Annotated in this window: 16 protein-coding genes; 9 read left to right on the top strand and 7 right to left on the bottom strand. The window is 62.6% G+C overall.

Annotated features, from left to right (window positions below; all coding sequences use genetic code 11):
• Positions 1-15: 15 nt before the first annotated feature.
• The 3 genes from V3B25_RS08600 to V3B25_RS08590 all read right to left on the bottom strand — a co-directional run bounded on the left by V3B25_RS08600 (position 16) and on the right by V3B25_RS08590 (position 2,418).
• Complete coding sequence (locus tag V3B25_RS08600; RefSeq protein ID WP_329810503.1) at positions 16-798, bottom strand: lysine transporter LysE; 783 nt, start codon at positions 796-798, stop codon at positions 16-18.
• 94 nt (positions 799-892) lie between these two features.
• Positions 893-1,528: a LysE family transporter gene (locus V3B25_RS08595; RefSeq protein WP_329810502.1), complete on the bottom strand. Its 636-nt coding sequence runs from the start codon at positions 1,526-1,528 to the stop codon at positions 893-895.
• 74 nt (positions 1,529-1,602) lie between these two features.
• Positions 1,603-2,418, bottom strand: coding sequence for an AraC family transcriptional regulator (locus tag V3B25_RS08590; protein ID WP_329810501.1), 816 nt, complete (start codon positions 2,416-2,418; stop codon positions 1,603-1,605).
• A gap of 89 nt (positions 2,419-2,507) precedes the next feature.
• Here V3B25_RS08590 and moeB point away from each other — a divergent pair, with 89 nt between their 5' ends.
• The 6 genes from moeB (at position 2,508) to V3B25_RS08560 (ending at position 11,461) form a co-directional block, all read left to right on the top strand.
• The gene (gene moeB, locus V3B25_RS08585; RefSeq protein WP_329810500.1) at positions 2,508-3,644 is read left to right on the top strand and encodes a molybdopterin-synthase adenylyltransferase MoeB; all 1,137 of its coding nucleotides are present in this window, start codon (positions 2,508-2,510) and stop codon (positions 3,642-3,644) included.
• A gap of 250 nt (positions 3,645-3,894) precedes the next feature.
• Entirely contained in the window at positions 3,895-5,727 is a 1,833-nt protein-coding gene (locus V3B25_RS08580) for a monovalent cation:proton antiporter-2 (CPA2) family protein (RefSeq protein WP_329810499.1), read from the top strand.
• 295 nt (positions 5,728-6,022) lie between these two features.
• Positions 6,023-6,901 carry a bifunctional methylenetetrahydrofolate dehydrogenase/methenyltetrahydrofolate cyclohydrolase FolD gene (gene folD, locus V3B25_RS08575; RefSeq protein ID WP_014036908.1) on the top strand — a complete coding sequence of 293 codons (879 nt, stop codon included), beginning with the start codon at positions 6,023-6,025 and terminating at the stop codon, positions 6,899-6,901.
• A gap of 385 nt (positions 6,902-7,286) precedes the next feature.
• Positions 7,287-8,744: an IMP dehydrogenase gene (gene guaB / locus V3B25_RS08570; protein WP_006435286.1), complete on the top strand. Its 1,458-nt coding sequence runs from the start codon at positions 7,287-7,289 to the stop codon at positions 8,742-8,744.
• 109 nt (positions 8,745-8,853) lie between these two features.
• Positions 8,854-10,419: a glutamine-hydrolyzing GMP synthase gene (gene guaA, locus V3B25_RS08565; protein WP_054171531.1), complete on the top strand. Its 1,566-nt coding sequence runs from the start codon at positions 8,854-8,856 to the stop codon at positions 10,417-10,419.
• A gap of 94 nt (positions 10,420-10,513) precedes the next feature.
• A complete protein-coding gene (locus V3B25_RS08560; RefSeq protein ID WP_329810498.1) occupies positions 10,514-11,461 on the top strand; it encodes a DUF5655 domain-containing protein in 948 nt (315 codons plus the stop codon).
• Positions 11,462-11,535: 74 nt separating this feature from the next.
• On the opposite strand, the gene V3B25_RS08555 is transcribed toward V3B25_RS08560, so the two are convergent.
• Positions 11,536-12,876 carry a site-specific DNA-methyltransferase gene (locus tag V3B25_RS08555; protein WP_329810497.1) on the bottom strand — a complete coding sequence of 447 codons (1,341 nt, stop codon included), beginning with the start codon at positions 12,874-12,876 and terminating at the stop codon, positions 11,536-11,538.
• A gap of 105 nt (positions 12,877-12,981) precedes the next feature.
• On the opposite strand from V3B25_RS08555, the gene V3B25_RS08550 reads away from it, so the two are divergent.
• Positions 12,982-13,878: a Dam family site-specific DNA-(adenine-N6)-methyltransferase gene (locus tag V3B25_RS08550; protein ID WP_329810496.1), complete on the top strand. Its 897-nt coding sequence runs from the start codon at positions 12,982-12,984 to the stop codon at positions 13,876-13,878.
• Between the two features lie 6 nt (positions 13,879-13,884).
• Positions 13,885-15,222: an HNH endonuclease gene (locus V3B25_RS08545; protein WP_329810511.1), complete on the top strand. Its 1,338-nt coding sequence runs from the start codon at positions 13,885-13,887 to the stop codon at positions 15,220-15,222.
• A gap of 29 nt (positions 15,223-15,251) precedes the next feature.
• On the opposite strand, the gene V3B25_RS08540 is transcribed toward V3B25_RS08545, so the two are convergent.
• Positions 15,252-15,608: a hypothetical protein gene (locus V3B25_RS08540; protein ID WP_329810495.1), complete on the bottom strand. Its 357-nt coding sequence runs from the start codon at positions 15,606-15,608 to the stop codon at positions 15,252-15,254.
• Positions 15,609-16,150: 542 nt separating this feature from the next.
• Complete coding sequence (locus V3B25_RS08535) at positions 16,151-17,068, bottom strand: LysR family transcriptional regulator (protein ID WP_329810494.1); 918 nt, start codon at positions 17,066-17,068, stop codon at positions 16,151-16,153.
• A gap of 97 nt (positions 17,069-17,165) precedes the next feature.
• Between V3B25_RS08535 and V3B25_RS08530 the strand changes: the two genes are divergently transcribed.
• On the top strand, positions 17,166-18,005 hold the full coding sequence (locus V3B25_RS08530; protein ID WP_329810493.1) for a type 1 glutamine amidotransferase domain-containing protein: 840 nt from the start codon (positions 17,166-17,168) through the stop codon (positions 18,003-18,005).
• Positions 18,006-18,100: 95 nt separating this feature from the next.
• Here V3B25_RS08530 and V3B25_RS08525 read toward each other — a convergent pair whose 3' ends face one another.
• Entirely contained in the window at positions 18,101-18,676 is a 576-nt protein-coding gene (locus V3B25_RS08525) for a hypothetical protein (RefSeq protein ID WP_329810492.1), read from the bottom strand.
• Positions 18,677-18,766: the final 90 nt, after the last annotated feature.

The raw sequence follows: 18,766 nt of genomic DNA, 5'->3' as shown, positions 1-18,766 counted from the left end.
TTCTCGATGTCTCGATCATGGCGGACTGCTGCGACGAGCGCGGCAATGCGGCAACGCGCATGGCATGCCCCGGCCGCGCCGCGATGTTGAAGCCGGTTGCACCTGGCTTGTAGCGGGGATCGATTCCGGCAGCTGCACCTGCCCCGTGATGCTTGCCCAGACCAGGGCCGTACCCAGTGCACCTGCTAGGTACGCCACCGACACCGCCCCGATCAGCAGGCCCGCGGCATGCTCCAGCCATGGAAGCAATCGGCAACACCCTTGTGCCCAGCGCGGATGGCTGCCGAGCCACGCCATCAGCAGGCCGAGCGACAGCGCGACGCCACTCAGACAGGCCACGTACGCGGGCTGGGTGCCCGTGTCGGCAACGAGGCCGGTAACCAGGGCTGCAATCGCGAACTGCAGCATCCAGTTGCTGCTGCTGGCGAGCGCCAGCAGGCATCCTGCTTCGGCGTGCGGCCAACGGGAGCGGGCGCGCAGGCCCAAGGGCATCTGCAGGGAAAGCGGAGAGAACGGGGTCAAGCCGGCGTCGCGCAGGCACATGCCCGCCAGGCGCAGCAGCAGGAGGCAGCCCGCGCACTGCATCGCCAGCGTCCACAGGCCGCGGTTTCCCAGCATGCCCGCTGCAACGAAAGCCGTCGCACAGATGACGCCCGTACCGATGGCGATACCGAACGACGCGGCCATGGCGGCGTGCCCGCCCGCGCCCATTGCGGTGCGCAGGATCTTCGCGTGATTGGAAGCAGGCAGGAGCATGGCGAAGCCGTACAGCACCGCGACGATGAAGAACTGCTGCACGTAAACCTGCCACCGACCTACAGAAAGTGCCGAGTGTGGGTTGGTGCGGACGCGCCGTATTGAACGCTATTGCGACAGGCGCGAATCGCCGGCATCAGCCCACCCACAGCGACACGACGATCCATAGCGCCAGCGCAATCATCAGGAGCCCTGCGGCGCGCTCCAGCCAGGGCAGGGCGCGTGCGAACCGACGCAGCACCCACGGGTGGCCGACCAGCGCGGCGACCAGCAGATCCCATAGCAGGACGATGCCGAACATCCACGCGCCATAGAAGAACTTCGTTGCGGCGCCGGCCTGCGGGCCGTTGAGCATTGCCGCCAACGTTGCGTAGAACAGCGCATTCTTCGGGTTCAGCAGCGCAGACAGGGCGCCCAGCCCTGCCGCCTTCCACCATCCGTGGGCACCGTCCGCTCGCGATCCGGCGGCAGCGTCAGATGCCTGCAGCGTCGTCGAACCCGCATGGCGCAGGAACAGCGTGCCGAGGTACAGCAGGAACCCGCAGCCCGCCAACTGCACCGCAATGAACCCTGCGCTGCCTGCGCGCAGCATGGCCATTCCGGTGAAAGCGGCCACGATGAAGACGCCATTTCCGAGGGCGATGCCTGCGCAGGCGCCACTGGCGGTGCGCCAGCCAGAGGTGATCGCAGTGCGCGCAACAAGGAAGAAGTCGGGGCCGGGTGAGAGCAGGGCGAGAAAATGTACGGTGGCGATGACCAGGAACTGTTCCATCGGGTCCGGCGGCGGCTGGCGGGGGCGCCAGTGTGGGGATGCGCCGCGCGATGGTATTGAACGTTATTGCAGGCTCAGCGCCGGTACTGGCCCGGGGTCGCACCGGCGTGGGCCTTGAAGACCCGCTGGAAATGGCTCTGGTCGGCGAACCCCAATGCATGGGCGACCACGGCCAGTGCCTGCCCTTCGCACAGCCGCCGCCGGGCCTCCTGGATGCGCTGGTCGATCTGCCAGGCGTGCGGGGTCAGGCCCGTGGCACGTCGGAAGGCGCGGATCAGCTGGTAGCGGCTCATGCCTGCCAGCGATGCCAGCTCCTGCAGGGCCGGGGTGTGTTCGAGCCGCTGGCGCAGAATGTCCATCACCGGCTGCAGCCGCTGCTGTAATGCGGCATCTTCAGGTGGGCCGGCCACGGCTACACCATCGTGTTCATCCAGATCGCCGACGAACGCGATCAGGGCAGCTTCCTTGACGCTGACCGGATCGTCGGAGAACAGCGTCTGGTTGAGCTGGCAGTACTGCTGGTAGCGCAGGCGATGGCTGGAAATCCGGATCGGTTCCTGCTGCCAGTCGGGTTCGGGCAGGTCGTCATACTCGGCGCGGACTTCGGCCATCCAGCGCGCATCCAGGTGCAGCATCTGGTAGCTCCAGACCTGGCCGGGCAGGGGGTTGCAGGCATGCACGCGGCCTGCGGGTACGCCGACCAGATTGCCGGGTTGCAGCAGGCGCGGTCCTTCCGCCGCGCCGGTGAACACACTGCTGCCAGCGTCCACGGCGCCGATCGAGAAGGTGTCATGGCTGTGCGGGCGATGGCAGGCGCGGCTGTCGCACGCCCGTCGGCTTTCGACGAAGGGCATGCGCGGGTCACGCCAGAATTCGGTGGCAGAGCGCATGCAGCGGTTCCGGGAGGCAGGGGGCAACGCCCGCATGGTGCCATGTTCGGGGCAAGGCGCGTCGAGTGTGTCTGCGCGATAATGCAGCCATGAGCATCCACGAGCTTTCCCCCGCACAGGCACGCGAGCGCTTGGCCCACGGCGCGGTGCTGATCGATGTGCGCGAAGCGCACGAACGGGCCGGCGGGATGGCCGAGGGCGCGCGCGGCGTGTCCAAGGGCGAACTGCAGGCCGACCCGGCCGCGCATCTGCCGCGGCACGACCAGGAGATCCTGCTGATCTGCCAGAGCGGCAAACGCTCGGCCGATGCCGCGCAGTTCCTGCTGGAGGCCGGCTACACCCACGTCGCTTCCGTGACGGGCGGTACCGTGGCCTGGCGCGAGCAGTCGCTGCCGCTGGTGCAGCCGCTGGCCAGCGCCGCCGACCGTGACTTCTTTGATCGCTATTCGCGGCATTTGCTGCTGCCGCAGGTGGGTGAGGCGGGCCAGCGCACGCTGCAGCAGTCGCGCGTGCTGGTGCTGGGGGCGGGCGGGCTGGGTGCGCCGGCTGGTTTCTATCTGGCCGCCGCCGGGGTAGGGCACCTGCGCTTCGCCGACCACGACCGGGTGGAGCGCAGCAACCTCCACCGGCAGATCGTGCATACCGAAGCCAGTGTCGGCCAGCTCAAGGTCGATTCGGCGCGTGAGCGCCTGCTGGCGCTGAACCCGTCGATCGAGGTCGAGGCGGTGCCGGAACGGGTCACGTCCGAGAACGTGGATGCGCTGCTGGAGGGCGTGGACGTGGTGCTGGATGGGTCGGACAACTTCCCGCTGCGCTACCTGCTCAACGACGCCTGCATCAAGCACGCCACGCCGCTGGTGTATGCCGCCATCGAGCGCTTCGACGGCCAGGTAAGCGTGTTTGACGCCGGCCGCCAGCGTGGCGTGGCGCCGTGCTACCGCTGCCTGTTCCCCGAGCCGCCGCCGCCGGAGTTCGCGCCGAATTGTTCCGAGGCCGGTGTGCTGGGGGTGCTGCCCGGCCTGGCCGGCGTGCTGCAGGCCACCGAGGTGCTGAAGCTGCTACTGGGCATCGGCGAGCCGCTGGTGGGGCGCCTGCTGCGCTTCGATGCACTGGGCATGCGCTTCCGCGAGACCGGCATCCGGCCGGACCCACACTGCCCGGTGTGCGCGCCGGGCGTGCCGTTCCCGGGGTATATCGATTACGCCGCGTTCTGCCGGGGTGGGTGAACCCGGCCGGGGAGTGCATTGGTGGATGCCGACCTTGGTCGGCGCTCTTGTGCCAACCAAGGTTGGCACCTACCGAAGCGGGTGCATGGTTGGCACCTACCGAAGCGGGTACATGGTTTCGGGATGATGTTGGGGTCTGTCCCCGGTATCGTTCCACCTCCAAGACAATCCGGCGCAACATGCGTGCTATTGCCGTCATCGGCATTGCTCTATTGTTGAGCTCGATTCTGGATCTTGGGGAAAGCACCGCATGGCGGTAGAAGCAGCGACCAGCGAGCTGGTCAAGGTCGTGGCCCTGTTGGGCGCGGCGGTGGTGATGGTGCCCTTGTTCCGCCGGGCCGGCCTGGGCTCGGTGCTGGGCTACTTCGCTGCCGGCCTGGCGATCGGACCGTTCGGGCTGGGCTGGTTCTCCGACCCGCAGGCGATCCTGCATACCGCCGAACTCGGCGTGGTGATGTTCCTGTTCGTGATCGGCCTGGAGATGCGGCCCTCGCACCTATGGAGCCTGCGCAAGGAAATCTTCGGGCTGGGCACGCTGCAGATCGTCACCTGTGCGCTGGTACTGACGAGCATCGCCAAGCTGTTCGGGTTGCCGTGGCAGGTGGCCTTCATCGGTGCTACCGGCTTCGTGCTGACCTCCACCGCGGTGGTGATGCAGCTGTTGGCCGAGCGCGGCGACATCGCGTTGCCGTCGGGGCAGAAGATCGTCTCCATCCTGCTGTTCGAAGACCTGCTGATCGTGCCGCTGCTGGCGCTGGTGGCGTGGATGGGCCCGAGTGCAGGCAGTGCAGACGGCGAAGGCTCGCGCTGGCTGTCGGTGGCGATGGGTGTTGGTGCCATCGTCGGCCTGGTGCTGGTTGGCCGCTTCCTGCTCAACCCGCTGTTCCGCGTGCTGGCCGAATCGAAGGCGCGCGAAGTGATGACCGCCGCCGCGCTGCTGGTGGTGCTGGGCGCGGCGCTGCTGATGCAGCTGTCCGGCCTGTCGATGGCGATGGGCGCGTTCCTGGCCGGCGTGCTGCTGAGCGAATCGACCTTCCGCCACCAGATTGAAGCGGACATCGAGCCGTTCCGCGGCATCCTGCTCGGCCTGTTCTTCCTCAGCGTGGGCATGGCGCTGGACCTGGGCGTGGTGGCTGGCAACTGGCAGCTGATCCTCGGCCTGGTGCTGGCGCTGATGGCGGCCAAGGCGCTGTGCATCTATGTGGTGGCGCGCATCATGGGCAGCGACCACGCGCAGGCGCTGGATCGCGGCGTGCTGATGGCGCAGGGCGGTGAGTTCGCCTTCGTGCTGTTCTCCGCCGCCGCATCGGCCGGCGTGATCGACCTGGAGATCAATGCCAACTTCACCGCCGTGGTGGTGCTGTCGATGGCGCTGACTCCGCTGGTGGTACTGGTCTACAAGCGCATCGCGCCGAAGCCGACGGTGAACATGGATGGCGTGGACGAGGCCGATGGCCTGTCCGGCAGCGTGTTGCTGATCGGCTTCGGCCGCTTCGGCCAGGTCGCCAGCCAGTCGCTGCTGGCGCGCGACGTGGACGTGACCATCATCGACAACGATGTGGAGATGATCCAGAGCGCGGCGCGGTTCGGTTTCAAGATCTATTACGGTGATGGCACGCGTCTGGATGTGCTGCATGCCTCGGGTGCCGCCACCGCGCGGGCGATTGCGGTGTGCGTGGACAAGGCCGAGGCGGCTGACCGCATCGTCGAACTGGTGGCGCATGAATTCCCGCAGGCCAAGCTGATGGTGCGTTCGTTCGACCGCGAGCATTCGCTGCGGCTGATCCATGCCGGTGTCGATTTCCAGATCCGCGAGACGTTTGAATCGGCAGTGCTGTTCGGCCAGGCCGCACTGGTGGAGCTGGGGGCGGATGAGGACGACGCGGTGGAGATTGCCGAGCAGATCCGCCGTCGCGATGCCGAGCGTTTCGAGCTGGAGATTGCCGGCGGTGGTTTGAATGCCGGCGCGCGGATGATCTACGGCAACAGCCCGCAGGGCGTACCGACACCGACGCCGTTTACCGCACCGAAGCGGGAGAGCAAGACGCTGAACCCGCAGGATGTGCCGGAAGAGGAAGAGTAGCCCCGGTAGTGGGGGGGGGGGGGGGGGCCCGGGGGGGGGGGGGCGGGGGGCTAGGGGTGGCGGGGCGCGGGCGGGCCTCTGCCGGCCGCTGGCCGGCAAATACGGAAATGTTCCGACGTCATGAGGTTGCCGGCCAGCGGCCGGCACTACCGGAGGTTGGCAATTTGCGTAACCCCGGGGTCAGAGCCCTTTGCCTGCGGCAAAGGCATCCGACCCCATCGGGACCCATTCCGCGGTGGGCGAGGGGGCCTGAATCGGGGACAATAGCGTCCCCGCCGCCCCACGCCCGCTCCCGATGACCGATTCCGCCCCCCAGCTTCCTGCCCGCATCCTTGATGGCCGCCGCATCGCCGAGGACCTGCTCGACAGCCTGAAGGTGCGCGTCGATGCGCGCGTGGCCGCCGGCGGCAGCCGCCCGGGCCTGGCCGTGGTGCTGGTCGGTGGCGACCCGGCCTCGACCGTGTACGTGCGCAACAAGCGCCGTGCCGCCGAGAAGGTCGGCATCGAAGCACATGACTACGACCTGCCGGCCGGTACCACCGAAGCCGAGCTGCTCGACCTGATCGACCAGCTCAACGCCGACCCGAAGATCAACGGCATCCTGATCCAGCTGCCGCTGCCGGGCATCCCCGATGCGCGCCGGCTGATCCAGCGCATCGACCCGCGCAAGGACGTGGACGGCTTCCACCCGGAAAACGTCGGCCACCTGGCCCTGCGCGAGTTCGGCCTGCGCCCGTGCACCCCGCGCGGCATCACCACGCTGCTGGGCCACACCGACCAGCCGGTGCGCGGCCGCAACGCCACCATCGTGGGCGTGAGCAACCACGTCGGCCGCCCGATGGGCCTGGAGCTGCTGATCGCCGGCTGCACCGTGACCAGCTGCCACAAGTTCACCCCCAAGGACGTACTGGAACAGGCCGTGCGCAACGCCGACATCCTGGTGGTGGCGGTCGGTCGCCCGGGCATCGTGCCGGGCGAGTGGGTGAAGCCGGGCGCGGTGGTGATTGATGTCGGCATCAACCGGTTGGATGACGGCCGGTTGGTGGGTGATGTCGGGTTTGAGGCGGCTGCCCAGCGGGCGAGCTGGATCACCCCGGTGCCGGGTGGCGTCGGCCCGATGACCGTGGCCACGCTGATGCAGAACACCCTGGAAGCCGCGGAAGCGCTGAGCTGACCTGCTGTTGGGGAGATCTGCCTTCGGTGGGTGCCGACCGTTGGTCGGCACAATGCCAGAGGGGTGGGGCTCCTGCTGGGGCACTGGTGTCTGAGAGAGAGTGCGGACCAACGGTCCGCACCCACCACAGGCAGGCCGACGACCCGCTGTTGGTAGATGCCAACCTTGGTTGGCACGATCCGTCCGCCGCTGGACCCCAGATGGGGCGAAGGCCTCTCCCTGTTTGTGCCAACCAAGGTTGGCACCTACCAAAGGCGGTATGCGCGGGCCCGGATGGCCCCCTGAACCAATCACCGCCCGCGCGACACTGCGTCGCATCTACCCCCTGCCACAGGGCGCGAAAAAGGGGTAAAATGTCGCGCTTCCCCACATCTCGGGTATGCCGATGCTGCGCATCCAGGCTGAAGCACTCACTTACGACGACGTCTCGCTCGTCCCCGCCCATTCGACCATCCTGCCCAAGGACGTCAACCTCGAAACGCGGTTGACTCGCGACCTGAAGCTGAAGCTTCCGATCCTGTCCGCAGCCATGGATACCGTCACCGAAGCCCGCCTGGCCATCGCCATGGCCCAGCTCGGCGGCATGGGCATCATCCACAAGAATCTCAGCCTGGAACAACAGGCCGCGGAAGTGGCCAAGGTCAAGAAGTTCGAGGCCGGTGTCATCCGCGACCCGATCACCGTCGGCCCGGAAACCACCATCCGCGACGTGCTGGCCCTGACCCAGGCGCACAACATCTCCGGCGTGCCGGTGGTGGGCAGCGACGGCCTGCTGGCCGGCATCGTGACCCACCGCGATATGCGCTTTGAAACCGAGCTGGACGATCCGGTCCGCCACATCATGACCAAGAAGGATCGCCTGATCACGGTCAAGGAAGGTGCCGCGTCTGACGAAGTGCTGCAGCTGCTGCACCGCAACCGCATCGAAAAGGTGCTGGTGGTCAATGATTCGTTCGAACTGCGTGGCCTGATCACCGTCAAGGACATCCAGAAGAACACCGACTTCCCGAACGCTGCCAAGGATCTGTCGACCCGCCTGCTGGTCGGCGCTGCCGTCGGCGTGGGTGGCGATACCGATCGCCGAGTGGAAGCGCTGGTCGCCGCCGGTGTGGACGTGATCGTGGTCGATACCGCGCACGGCCACTCGCAGGGCGTGCTGGACCGCGTCAGCTGGGTCAAGAAGAACTTCCCGAACGTGCAGGTCATCGGTGGCAACATCTGCACCGGCGAAGCCGCACTGGCGCTGCTGGACAGCGGCGCGGACGCCGTGAAGGTCGGCATCGGCCCGGGCTCGATCTGCACCACCCGCGTCGTCGCCGGCGTCGGCGTGCCGCAGGTCACCGCGATTGATCTGGTGGCCGAAGCGCTGCAGGACCGCATCCCGCTGATCGCCGACGGTGGCATCCGCTACTCGGGTGACATCGGCAAGGCGCTGGCCGCCGGTGCCTCGACCATCATGGTCGGCGGCCTGCTGGCCGGTACCGAGGAATCGCCGGGCGAGACCGAGCTGTACCAGGGCCGTTCGTACAAGAGCTACCGAGGCATGGGTTCGCTGGCTGCCATGGAGAAGGGGTCGAAGGACCGCTACTTCCAGGACGCCGCCACCGCCGACAAGCTGGTGCCGGAAGGCATCGAAGGCCGCGTGCCGTACCGCGGCCCGGTGGGCGGCATCATCCACCAGCTGATGGGCGGCCTGCGCGCCACCATGGGCTACGTGGGTTGCGCCACCATCGACGACATGCGCACCAAGCCCAAGTTCGTCAAGATCAGCGGCGCCGGCCAGCGTGAGAGCCACGTCCACGACGTGACGATCACCAAAGAGCCGCCGAACTACCGCGCCTGACGCGGGCCGGAGAAAGAGGAACGAGGAAGCTGATTCCCGTTCCTCTTTTTCCATCTGCCGCAGCAAATTATTTGAAGTTTCGTTTTCCCTACTGCATTGCCAGGGCGCCATGACCAATATCCATAACGACAAGATCCTGATCCTCGATTTCGGCGCGCAGTACACGCAGCTGATTGCCCGCCGCATCCGCGAGCTGGGCGTCTACTGCGAAATCTGGGCCTGGGACCACAACCCGGCCGAGATCGCGGCGTTTGGCGCCAAGGGCATCATCCTGTCCGGTGGCCCGGAATCGACCACGCTGCCGGGCGCCCCGGCCGCGCCGCAGGAAGTGTTCGACAGCGGCCTGCCGATCTTCGGCATCTGCTACGGCATGCAGACCCTGGCGGCCCAGCTGGGCGGTGCTACCGAAGCCGCTGACCAGCGCGAATTCGGCCACGCCGAAGTGAACGTCATCAACCCCGATGCACTGTTCAAGGGCCTGAGTGACCACGGCGGCGAGCCGAAGCTGAATGTCTGGATGAGCCACGGCGACCACGTCTCCGTCGCACCGCCGGGCTTCACCATCACCGCCACCACCGACCGCATTCCGGTGGCCGCCATGGCCAACGAAGAAAAGCGCTGGTACGGCGTGCAGTTCCACCCGGAAGTGACCCACACCCTGCAGGGCCAGGCGCTGCTGCGCCGCTTCGTGGTGGATGTGTGCGGCTGCCAGACCCTGTGGACCGCCGCCAACATCATCGACGACCAGATCGCCCGCGTGCGCGAACAGGTGGGCGATGACGAAGTGATCCTGGGCCTGTCCGGCGGCGTCGATTCGTCCGTCGTGGCCGCGCTGCTGCACAAGGCCATCGGTGAGAAGCTGACCTGCGTGTTCGTGGATACCGGCCTGCTGCGCTGGCAGGAGGGCGACCAGGTGATGGCGATGTTCGCCGAGCACATGGGCGTGAAGGTGGTGCGCGTGAATGCCGCCGACCGTTACTTCAGCGCGCTGGAAGGCGTGAGCGACCCGGAAGCCAAGCGCAAGATCATCGGCAACCTGTTCGTCGAGATCTTCGATGAAGAGTCGAACAAGCTGAAGAACGCCAAGTGGCTGGCGCAGGGCACCATCTACCCGGACGTGATCGAGTCGGCCGGCAGCAAGACCGGCAAGGCGCATGTGATCAAGAGCCACCACAACGTGGGCGGCCTGCCGGAGCACATGAAGCTGGGCCTGGTGGAGCCGCTGCGCGAGCTGTTCAAGGACGAAGTGCGCCGCCTGGGCGTCGAACTCGGCCTGCCGCGCACCATGGTCTACCGCCATCCGTTCCCGGGCCCGGGCCTGGGCGTGCGTATCCTGGGCGAAGTGAAGCGCGAGTACGCTGAGCTGCTGGCCAAGGCCGATGCCATCTTCATTGATGAGCTGCGCAAGGCGGACCTGTACGACAAGACCAGCCAGGCGTTTGCCGTGTTCCTGCCGGTGAAGTCGGTGGGCGTGGTGGGTGATGCGCGGGCTTATGAGTGGGTGATTGCGCTGCGTGCGGTGGAGACGATTGATTTCATGACGGCGCATTGGGCGCATCTGCCGTATGAGTTCCTGGGTACGGTGAGCAACCGGATCATCAATGAGTTGCGGGGGGTGTCGCGGGTGGTTTATGACATCTCGGGGAAGCCGCCGGCGACTATTGAGTGGGAGTGAGTTGAAAGAACGAGGGCGCCGAAAGGCGCCCTTGTTGTATGAGATGGGCTGTTTGCCGGTACGCTAGGCGCAGAGTTGAAGGGAATCGGACGGAATGAGTGACATCAAGCTTTTCAGGTTGGTTGACGGCAAAGCGACTGAACTTCAGGGAAGGGCTTCAGATCTGGAGAAGCCGCTTCAGACGCTGATTGAGGCCAATTTGCTGCCTATGCTTGGGATTCGGTTTGTTGCGACTGAGTACGTCACCGGCAAAACTCACGGTGGACGTATTGATTCGCTCGGGCTGGACGAGAACAACACCCCTGTCATTCTTGAATACAAGCGTTCAATTGGCGAGAACGTCATCAATCAGGGGCTCTACTACCTTGATTGGCTGATGGATCACCAAGCGGAGTTCAAGCTTCAGGTGATGGATTCACTTGGTGGGGACGTGGCTGCGCAGATCGATTGGAGTGCGCCTCGAGTTCTTTGTATCGCCGCCGATTTTACTAAATTTGATGCGCACGCCGTTCAGCAGATCAACCAGAGTGTGGAGCTAATTCGATATCGGCGGTTTGGCGACGACCTACTCCTGCTTGAGCAAGTCAATACGGTGGAGAATGGCAGGGTGACCACGCGCCCTCGCAGCGCGGTCCCGGAGATATTTCCTATAGCTACCTCTCGCCAGGCGGCGTCCGGAGGAGATAGGACATACGGCGAATGGATGGCTCTATATGGGGCGGAGATGGCCGGTTTGGTGCGGTCGCTCGAGGACTTTATTGGATCGCTCGGAGATGACGTTCAGCGAAAAGAGTTGAAGTTGTACATGGCTTTTAAGCGTCTCAAGAACTTTGCTACGGTCGTTCCACAGAAGGCCCGCATACTTCTCTTCTTACATCTAAACCCAGATCTGTTGAGTCCGCTTGCCACAAATATGCGGGACGCGAGGGCATTTGGCCACTGGGGGACCGGAGACTTGGAGATATCAATTTCAAACTACGAGCAGCTTGAGCGGGCAAAGGTACTGATCTCGTTGGCATATGAGGGACGGGCTCCGGCTTGATCTGATATTTCACAGATCGAAATAGATATGAGTATCGAAGCGCTGGCGATTGGTTTGTCGATTCTAATAAAAATTCAGGGAGTGGTGTGCCGCTTCCTTTGACGGATTTTATGAGGTTGATTCTGTTCTTGTCGCAGATCGCGTATTTCCCTTCTTATTGAGTTGATGAGTGTGGCTGACGCGGCGCGACCACAGCGTGGGGGTACGTAGAGTGCATGGTACGACCCGCCTCCTTGCCAGTCGCTACTATCCGAAATTCCGCCCGGATCCTCTCCGTCAATTACCAATTGAAGTCGGGGAATGATGAATTCAGAAACATTCTGATGATTTCTTTCTGACAGTATCCAACGCCTCCCCATCTTGTGGGCGGTGGTGGCCGTTGTGCCACTTCCGCCAAAGATGTCTACGACCAGATCGCCGGGGTTTGTTGAAATATGAATTATTCGCTCAAGAAGCGTCTCCGGCTTCGGCGTGTCAAATACTTCGATGTCTGGAAACATTGCTAGAAGGTGCCTCTTGGCATCATCGTTAGTTCCGGTTTCTGCAGAACCCCAGATGGTAAATGGAACCAAGCCTTTCAGTTGATGGGCGAAAATTTTGATGCGAGGCGAGCCACTGCCTCCTTTTGGAAACCAGATTCGATTGTCAGCAAGCAGTTCAAGAAATGTTGATTCCGTGGCATACCAAGAGCGCCCTCGCGGTGGTCTTAGGACATGACCCGTTGGGGTGGTGATGTCGTACTGCTGAGCTTTTCTATAACCTGGTGCAGTAAACGGAGCGTCAGCCCAAGGGCCTCTTGGATCAGCATCTCGATTTCTCAGGTTGGCGTCGTCTTTCATGAGAAGATTTCGAGATGCCTTCCACTTCTTTGAGCCGCCTGGTGCATAAACTAAAATGGTGTCGTGGCTCGAAGAGAATGCTGCTCTTGAGTCACGAGTGGTCTTCTTTTGCCAGATTACTGAGGAGACGAATGCGTTCTCGCCGAATACCTCGTCCATGACAGTCCGGGCGCGATGGACCTCTGCATCATCTAGGTGAACCCAGATGCTTCCATCATCACTGATGTGCGGGCGCACCGCTTCCAGTCTGTCGCGCAGCATGCTGAGCCACATTGAGCGCTGCATACTGTCATTATATTGTCTGAAGTTTACTTGGGTGTTAAATGGGGGATCGATGTATACCAGCCGAATTCCGTCCGCCAATACGGAAGTGCTTGCGCTCAATCCTTCGATTACATCTAGTCCATCGCCGATCGCCAAAATGTTTCGTGAGTCTGAATTGCCTTCAGCGAGCCATTCAAGCTTTGGTGCCTCGGACCGGCGAGCGTCCTCCTTCTGAACCCATTCATAGTCAGACTTTCCTGACGCAAGAAGGGAAAGGTGCTTGTTTGGCCATACCAGCTGAATGTCGGACATAGAACCTCGATGCGCGGCAACTTGGGTGCGCGGAACTGTAAAAATTGTTGATGTCTTAAGGTACCATGATCCGCTGATCGGTAGCGTCTTCGGGGTCTGAGATCCATGGTGGGAAGTGCAACACAAGGTGTCTTGCTGGGGGGCGGGGGCGAGGAGGTCGCTATCAAGCCTTTCATTCGCTGGGTGGGAGGCAAACAACGACTGCTTCCGCGAATCATGCCGCATGTGCCGCCGACGATCCGGAACTACTATGAGCCATTCTTGGGTGGCGGGGCCGTTTTCCTGGCGGTGGCTGATCGTGTCAATGGGCGCGCCAAACTGGCTGACTTAAACGAGCATCTGGTGGCTGCGTGGACCTGTGTAAGAGACTTTCAGGATGAGCTTAGGCCACTTATTGAGTGGTACAAGAATAATGATTCAAAGGAATTCTATTACGAAGTTCGCTCTATGGTTCCGAGTGGGTTTGTTGAAAAGGCGGCTAGGTTCCTGTATCTAAATGCCACGTCCTGGAATCACCTTTGGCGAGAAAATTCTCGGACAGGTGCCATGAATGTTCCTTGGGGTGATCGTCAGTTCAAGGGGCTGGATGATGCGGCTATGCGTAGATTGGCTCGTTTGTTGCGCAATGCTGATTTAAGTACAAATGACTTTAGGTTGACCCTTGCGGATGCCTGTGAAGGTGATTTCGTATATTTGGATCCTCCCTATTTGCCGATATTTAGTAATCCGGAGTCGGAAAAAGAGCCTACCGCAAAATTCAATAAGTATACGGCCAAGACTTTCGAGATTAATGATCTGAAGGATTTGGCCGAAATTTGTTCTAGCCTGTCTGATCGCGGCGTGCGTTGGGTAATGTCAAATCGAGATAATGAGTCGGTTCGAGGTCTTTTCCCTGACTCGGAAATTGTTCAGTTTACTACGCATAGATCCTTAGCTGCGCAAAGTCGGCGCCAAGTTGAGGCGCATCGTTCACCTGAGGCGATTATTATTGGGAGAGTGTAAGTGGCAATGAAGCCGGTTGAGTGGGTGCTCGCTATTTTCTATGGACCTTCTGCACACAGGGCGACCTATGGTCGTTTGCAGGGCACTAAATATACCAAGGACTACATACAGCTATCCCGAACTTCTTCCTTCATTGCCGATCTTTCGGCAACTTTTGGCTTGCCTGTCAATGGCAGTGTTCCGATCACTTATCGTTGGCCAGGGGGCAATAGCCAAGGCGAGCTTGTCGCGCTTTCCGCAGATCGTCCGCATCTGAAGTGGGAGACTAGGGATGGGGCGCCGCCGCCTTGGAAGATGGCAAAGGCACCAAGTGCCTTGACCGATCAAACTATCCCTGGTGATCCCAGTCTAGCCAATGATTCACTTGCTGATGCTGAATACCATAATGTGGCTGCCTCGGGTGCTGGGGTGCCGTATTTAATTGCGGTCAAGCTTAAAGATGAAGGGAATGTTCTTCATTTGCGAGCCTACTTAAGTGGAGCTTCCTCTGCATTTTCTTGGGCTAGCGTAAACCATCTTCCTGCTCCTGTAAGAGATCTAGTACTTTCGACCTCCAGAACTAGTGCCTTGGCTGCGGGGCGTTTCCAGGCTCACGGGGTATTCGCTAATCAGAAGGTGCTGGCGGAGATAGCTGCCGCCTTGGCTTCGGCGGCTCCGGTCACATTCGATTCAACGCCCCCTGATGTTCTTTCTGAATTGCGTGAGTACCTGAGAAATCCTGGGGAAGGAGTATTTTTTGATCCGGATAAGAAGCATGATGCATGGGGCACCATGGGGCCGCTTCCCGGCTTGGACGCAGGTAAGCGGCAGGATTTCTCGGAATTGGTTCGCCAGAGAATAATCTCCTTCTCGGTGGACGACATTCAGGCGGAGGCCTCCCAGTCAGACGTCGTTGAGGTTGAAAGGCTTGCAGCGGCTGCTTCGCGCGGGGACTATTCCGTTGATGATATTCACGTATCAGCAAAGACTCGGGGCAGTGCACAGCGAGTTTTTGCATCTGCGGTTAAGGGGAATTACGGCCATCAGTGTGCCCTTACTGGAATTCAGGTTCCTAATTTTCTAGTCGCTTCTCATATCGTCCCTTGGAGTCAAGATTCGAGCATTAGGCTGGACCCAGCGAATGGGATATGCTTCTCGCTTCTGGTCGATCGGGCATTCGAGTATGGATTTATCCTGATTGAGGACGATCTTACGGTCCGCGTTAATTTTGACAGGATAGGGCAAGATCTTGAATTGGCGAAATATCTCAGGAATTTTGATGGCGCGAAGGTTCGTGCTCCGATGAAGTTTGCTCCCAAAGTGGAGTATCTCGCCAGGCGAAGGGAATTTGTTGCTGTTAAGTAAATAATCCTCTCGGAAATCAGTGGGGAGTTTTAGTCCGGCCTAACCTCCCGGCAACCCCACTCAGCCAGCCCTCTGCAGGCCAAGAACAGCCCATCAACAGTGCCCTCATCCAAATGCCGCTCCGGCTCCGCTGCCACCCGGCAGCGGTCCGCCGCGTGCAGCACCTCCAGCACCGTCAGCAGCCCCACCAACGCGCGCTCGGTCCTCGCCAGGCTCACGCGGCGGCCGGGTGACACATCGGTTTCTGGCCAGGGGTGGCCATCCGCCCCCTCGCAGCCGCGCATGCGCTTGAGGATGCCGAGGAGGGAGTTCAGGTCGGGCAGGGGAGTGTCGTCGTTGATGGGCTCAACAACGGTGTACGAAGAGAAAGTGTCGGATTCGTTCATGGCGTCGGCTTCCGTGGCTGTGCTTAACAGCGCCACCGCGTAGACGGGTGGCGGACGATGCGTGGCTGCAAACCGGAAGCTAGTTGTCAGTACCCGGCGGGCCCGAAGGCCCCCACGCACCGCCCGCCAGAAAGGCCGACGGATTACCCGCCGGCACCGGTTAAGGGCGGTGCCGACGGGTAAGCGTAAACAACTAACAGTTCGGGTTTGCAGGCCCGGCCACCCGTTGTCGGTGGCACGCCATGGTGTTTACGCCGCCGCTTCGAATGCCAATAGAAATTCGCGAAGGAATCGCGGAATCCGAGAGCGAAGAACTATTGTTGCACGCACCATTCGTGCAGCACGCGACGCCAGCAGACGCATTCGCGCAGCTGCTCTGCTGATAGCGATTCAAACTGGCGCAATCGCCCACGCTACAAGCGAATAGCGCGACAGCCTGCTTTGCAACAGTTCTTAGTCCGCCTCGCCAAGCAACTGCACGCGATCAGCCGCACAGCCCGAAAATCGGTTCAAACCCGACATCGACAGCGCGCCTCGCGGCTTCAACCAGCGCGATCCTCAGCCGCATTCCCCACCAGCAACTCAATCATCGCCCGCGCCGCCGCCGACTGCCGCCGATGCGGCGCATAGATCACCGAGAACGGCCGCGACCGCCCCCGCAGCTGCGGCAACACCTCCACCAGCTGCCCCCGCTGCAACCGCTCGCGCACGATGAACTCATAGCTCTGGCAGATGCCGATGCCCTGTTCGGCCAGCGACACCACGCCCAGCACATCGTCGGAGGTCTCGATGGACGAACGCGGCAGCCAGTCCACGTCGCGCCCGCCGTCGCGGAAGATCCACGGGGCCAGCCGCCCGGTGCGCGGCATCACGAACGGCAGGCACAGGTGCTGCTGCAGATCGTCCAGCGTCTGCGGCGTACCCCGGCGCTGCAGGTACTCCGGCGAAGCCACCAGCACCAAAGGCGCATCTTCCAGCTTCCGCCCCACCAGCCCGCTGTCCGGCAGCTGGCCCAGGCGGATGGCCAGGTCGAAGCCTTCCGCCACCAGGTCCACGTTGCGGTTGGTGATGTTCAGTTCCACCTGCACCTGCGGGTACTGCTGCGCAAAGCGCGCCAGCACGGGCGGCAGCCGGTAGTGGCCATAGGTGGTGGGCACGCTCAGGCGCACGCGGCCGGCCAGCGCACCGTCCTGGGCCAGTACGTCGCGCTCGGCGTCGTCCAGCAGGCCGAAGGCGGTGCGCACCTGTTCCAGATAGAGCCGCCCGGCGTCGGTCAGGCCCACGCGGCGGGTGGTCCGCTGCAGCAGCTGCCGGCCCAGCCGCGCTTCCAGGCGGGTGACCGCGCGGCTCAGCACCGAGGGCGTGGTGGACAGCGCCACCGCGCCGGCCGTGAACGAGCCGTGCTCGACCACTGCCAGGAACACCTCCACATCGCCCAGGTAGTCGAACTTGCGGCTCATTTGGCTCCCCGGGGAACAGATGTTTTGCGATGGGGCCAATTTATCGCCGCTGGGGCGATGAATAAAGTGGCCGCCATTCCCTGATAGGAGCTATCCCATGAACTTGAAGACCCGGCTGGCCGCAGCGCTGGCCCTGACCCTGGCCGCCAGCGGCGCGCAGGCCGCCAACGTGCTGGTGGTGCTGTCCGACGAAAACCACCTGGACCTGAAGGACGGCAAGGTGCTGTCCACCGGCTTCTATCTCAACGAGCTGATGCAGCCGGTCAAGCTGCTGCTGGATGCGGGCCACGCGGTGACCTTCGCCACGCCGCAGGGGCGGGCGCCGACGGTGGATGCGTCTTCGGTGACGCCGGCGTACTTCGGCAACGATGCCGCGCAGCTGAGGCTGCACAAGGACCTGCTGGAGAAACTGGCGCTGACCTCGCCGACGGCTTCGCCGGTGGTCAGCCTGGCGCGCGTCGAGCAGCTGGGCTACGCGCGTTTCGATGCGGTCTACATTCCCGGCGGCCACGCGCCGATGCAGGACCTGCTGAAGAGCCCGGCGCTGGGCCGGCTGCTGGCCGACTTCCACCAGCGCAACAAGACCACCGCGCTGGTCTGCCACGGGCCGATCGCGCTGCTGTTCACGTTGCCGGATGCGGGTGGTTTCGTGGCAAAGCTGGACGCGGGGGCGACGCCGGCCACGCCGAAGTGGATCTACAGCGGCTACCAGATGACGGTGATCAGCAACCAGGAAGAAGAGCAGGCCAAGCCGCTGCTTGGCGGTGGCGAGATGAAGTTCTACCCGCAGACTGCGTTGCAGCGGGCGGGTGCGAAGTTCAGTAGCAACACCACGCCGTGGACCGGGCATGTGGTGGTGGACCGCGAGCTGATTACCGGGCAGAACCCGGCTTCGGCGTTGGACGTGGGGCAGCGGTTGGTGGAGCGGTTGAAGTAGGGCGGAGCTACAACGCAGGCTGCCAGCCTTGTGGGCCGAGGGGCCAGCGCCTCGGCCTGTCTATGGAAGTGCCAATGTGGTCGGCAGAGAGGGCGTCAGCCCTTCGCCAACGCTGCCCCTGACAGATCTTCAATCTGGGAAAGCGCGTGATGCGTCGCGGTCCAATTGCCGGCGTGCCTGATCGCCACGCCTCCGGCCGCTGTCCAGGCATCACAGTTCGCTTCGAAATCATCGATCAGAACATCGCCCGGCTGGTGCATGAAAAGAGGCTTATGCCTGCCACCAAGCACAGGCAACACCAGGCAGGTTGCTGACAGGTGTTCGCGAACCCACTGTCGCTTCTGCATGGCAGCGAGCGGATAGTTCGATTTCGGGCAGGCGGTGAGAATCACCGGATTCAAGTGGTGGATGCTGTGGAAGAACTCCACTGCACCTTGCATCGGCGGAAGGTCGCGGAAAAATGACGGGTGGCTGTTGATGTGCCCCCACATTTCATCGTCGGCAAGCACGCGGTGGTCCAGGCCAAACAGAGCGGGAAATGCCGCGTCGAAGTCGGCCATTACGCCATCAAGATCTACGTAGATGGTGCGTCTGGATGCACTCGATCCACCGGTGTGCCGGTTCGCGAGCGGGTCCATCATCGGTATTGACTTCACATCATCAGCGTTCATTTGCGCGTTCTCCTTTCAAGAGTGGGCATTCTTCTTCATCGGTTCCCCAGTAGCGGGGCAAAGTGCTTGGCGACTGCGGCAGACATGGCA

Source organism: Stenotrophomonas sp. SMYL8, assembly GCF_036320065.1.
Lineage (GTDB): Bacteria > Pseudomonadota > Gammaproteobacteria > Xanthomonadales > Xanthomonadaceae > Stenotrophomonas > Stenotrophomonas maltophilia_A.
The sequence above is the reverse complement of the archived record's forward strand: the minus strand, read 5'-3'. Positions and strand labels throughout refer to the sequence as shown.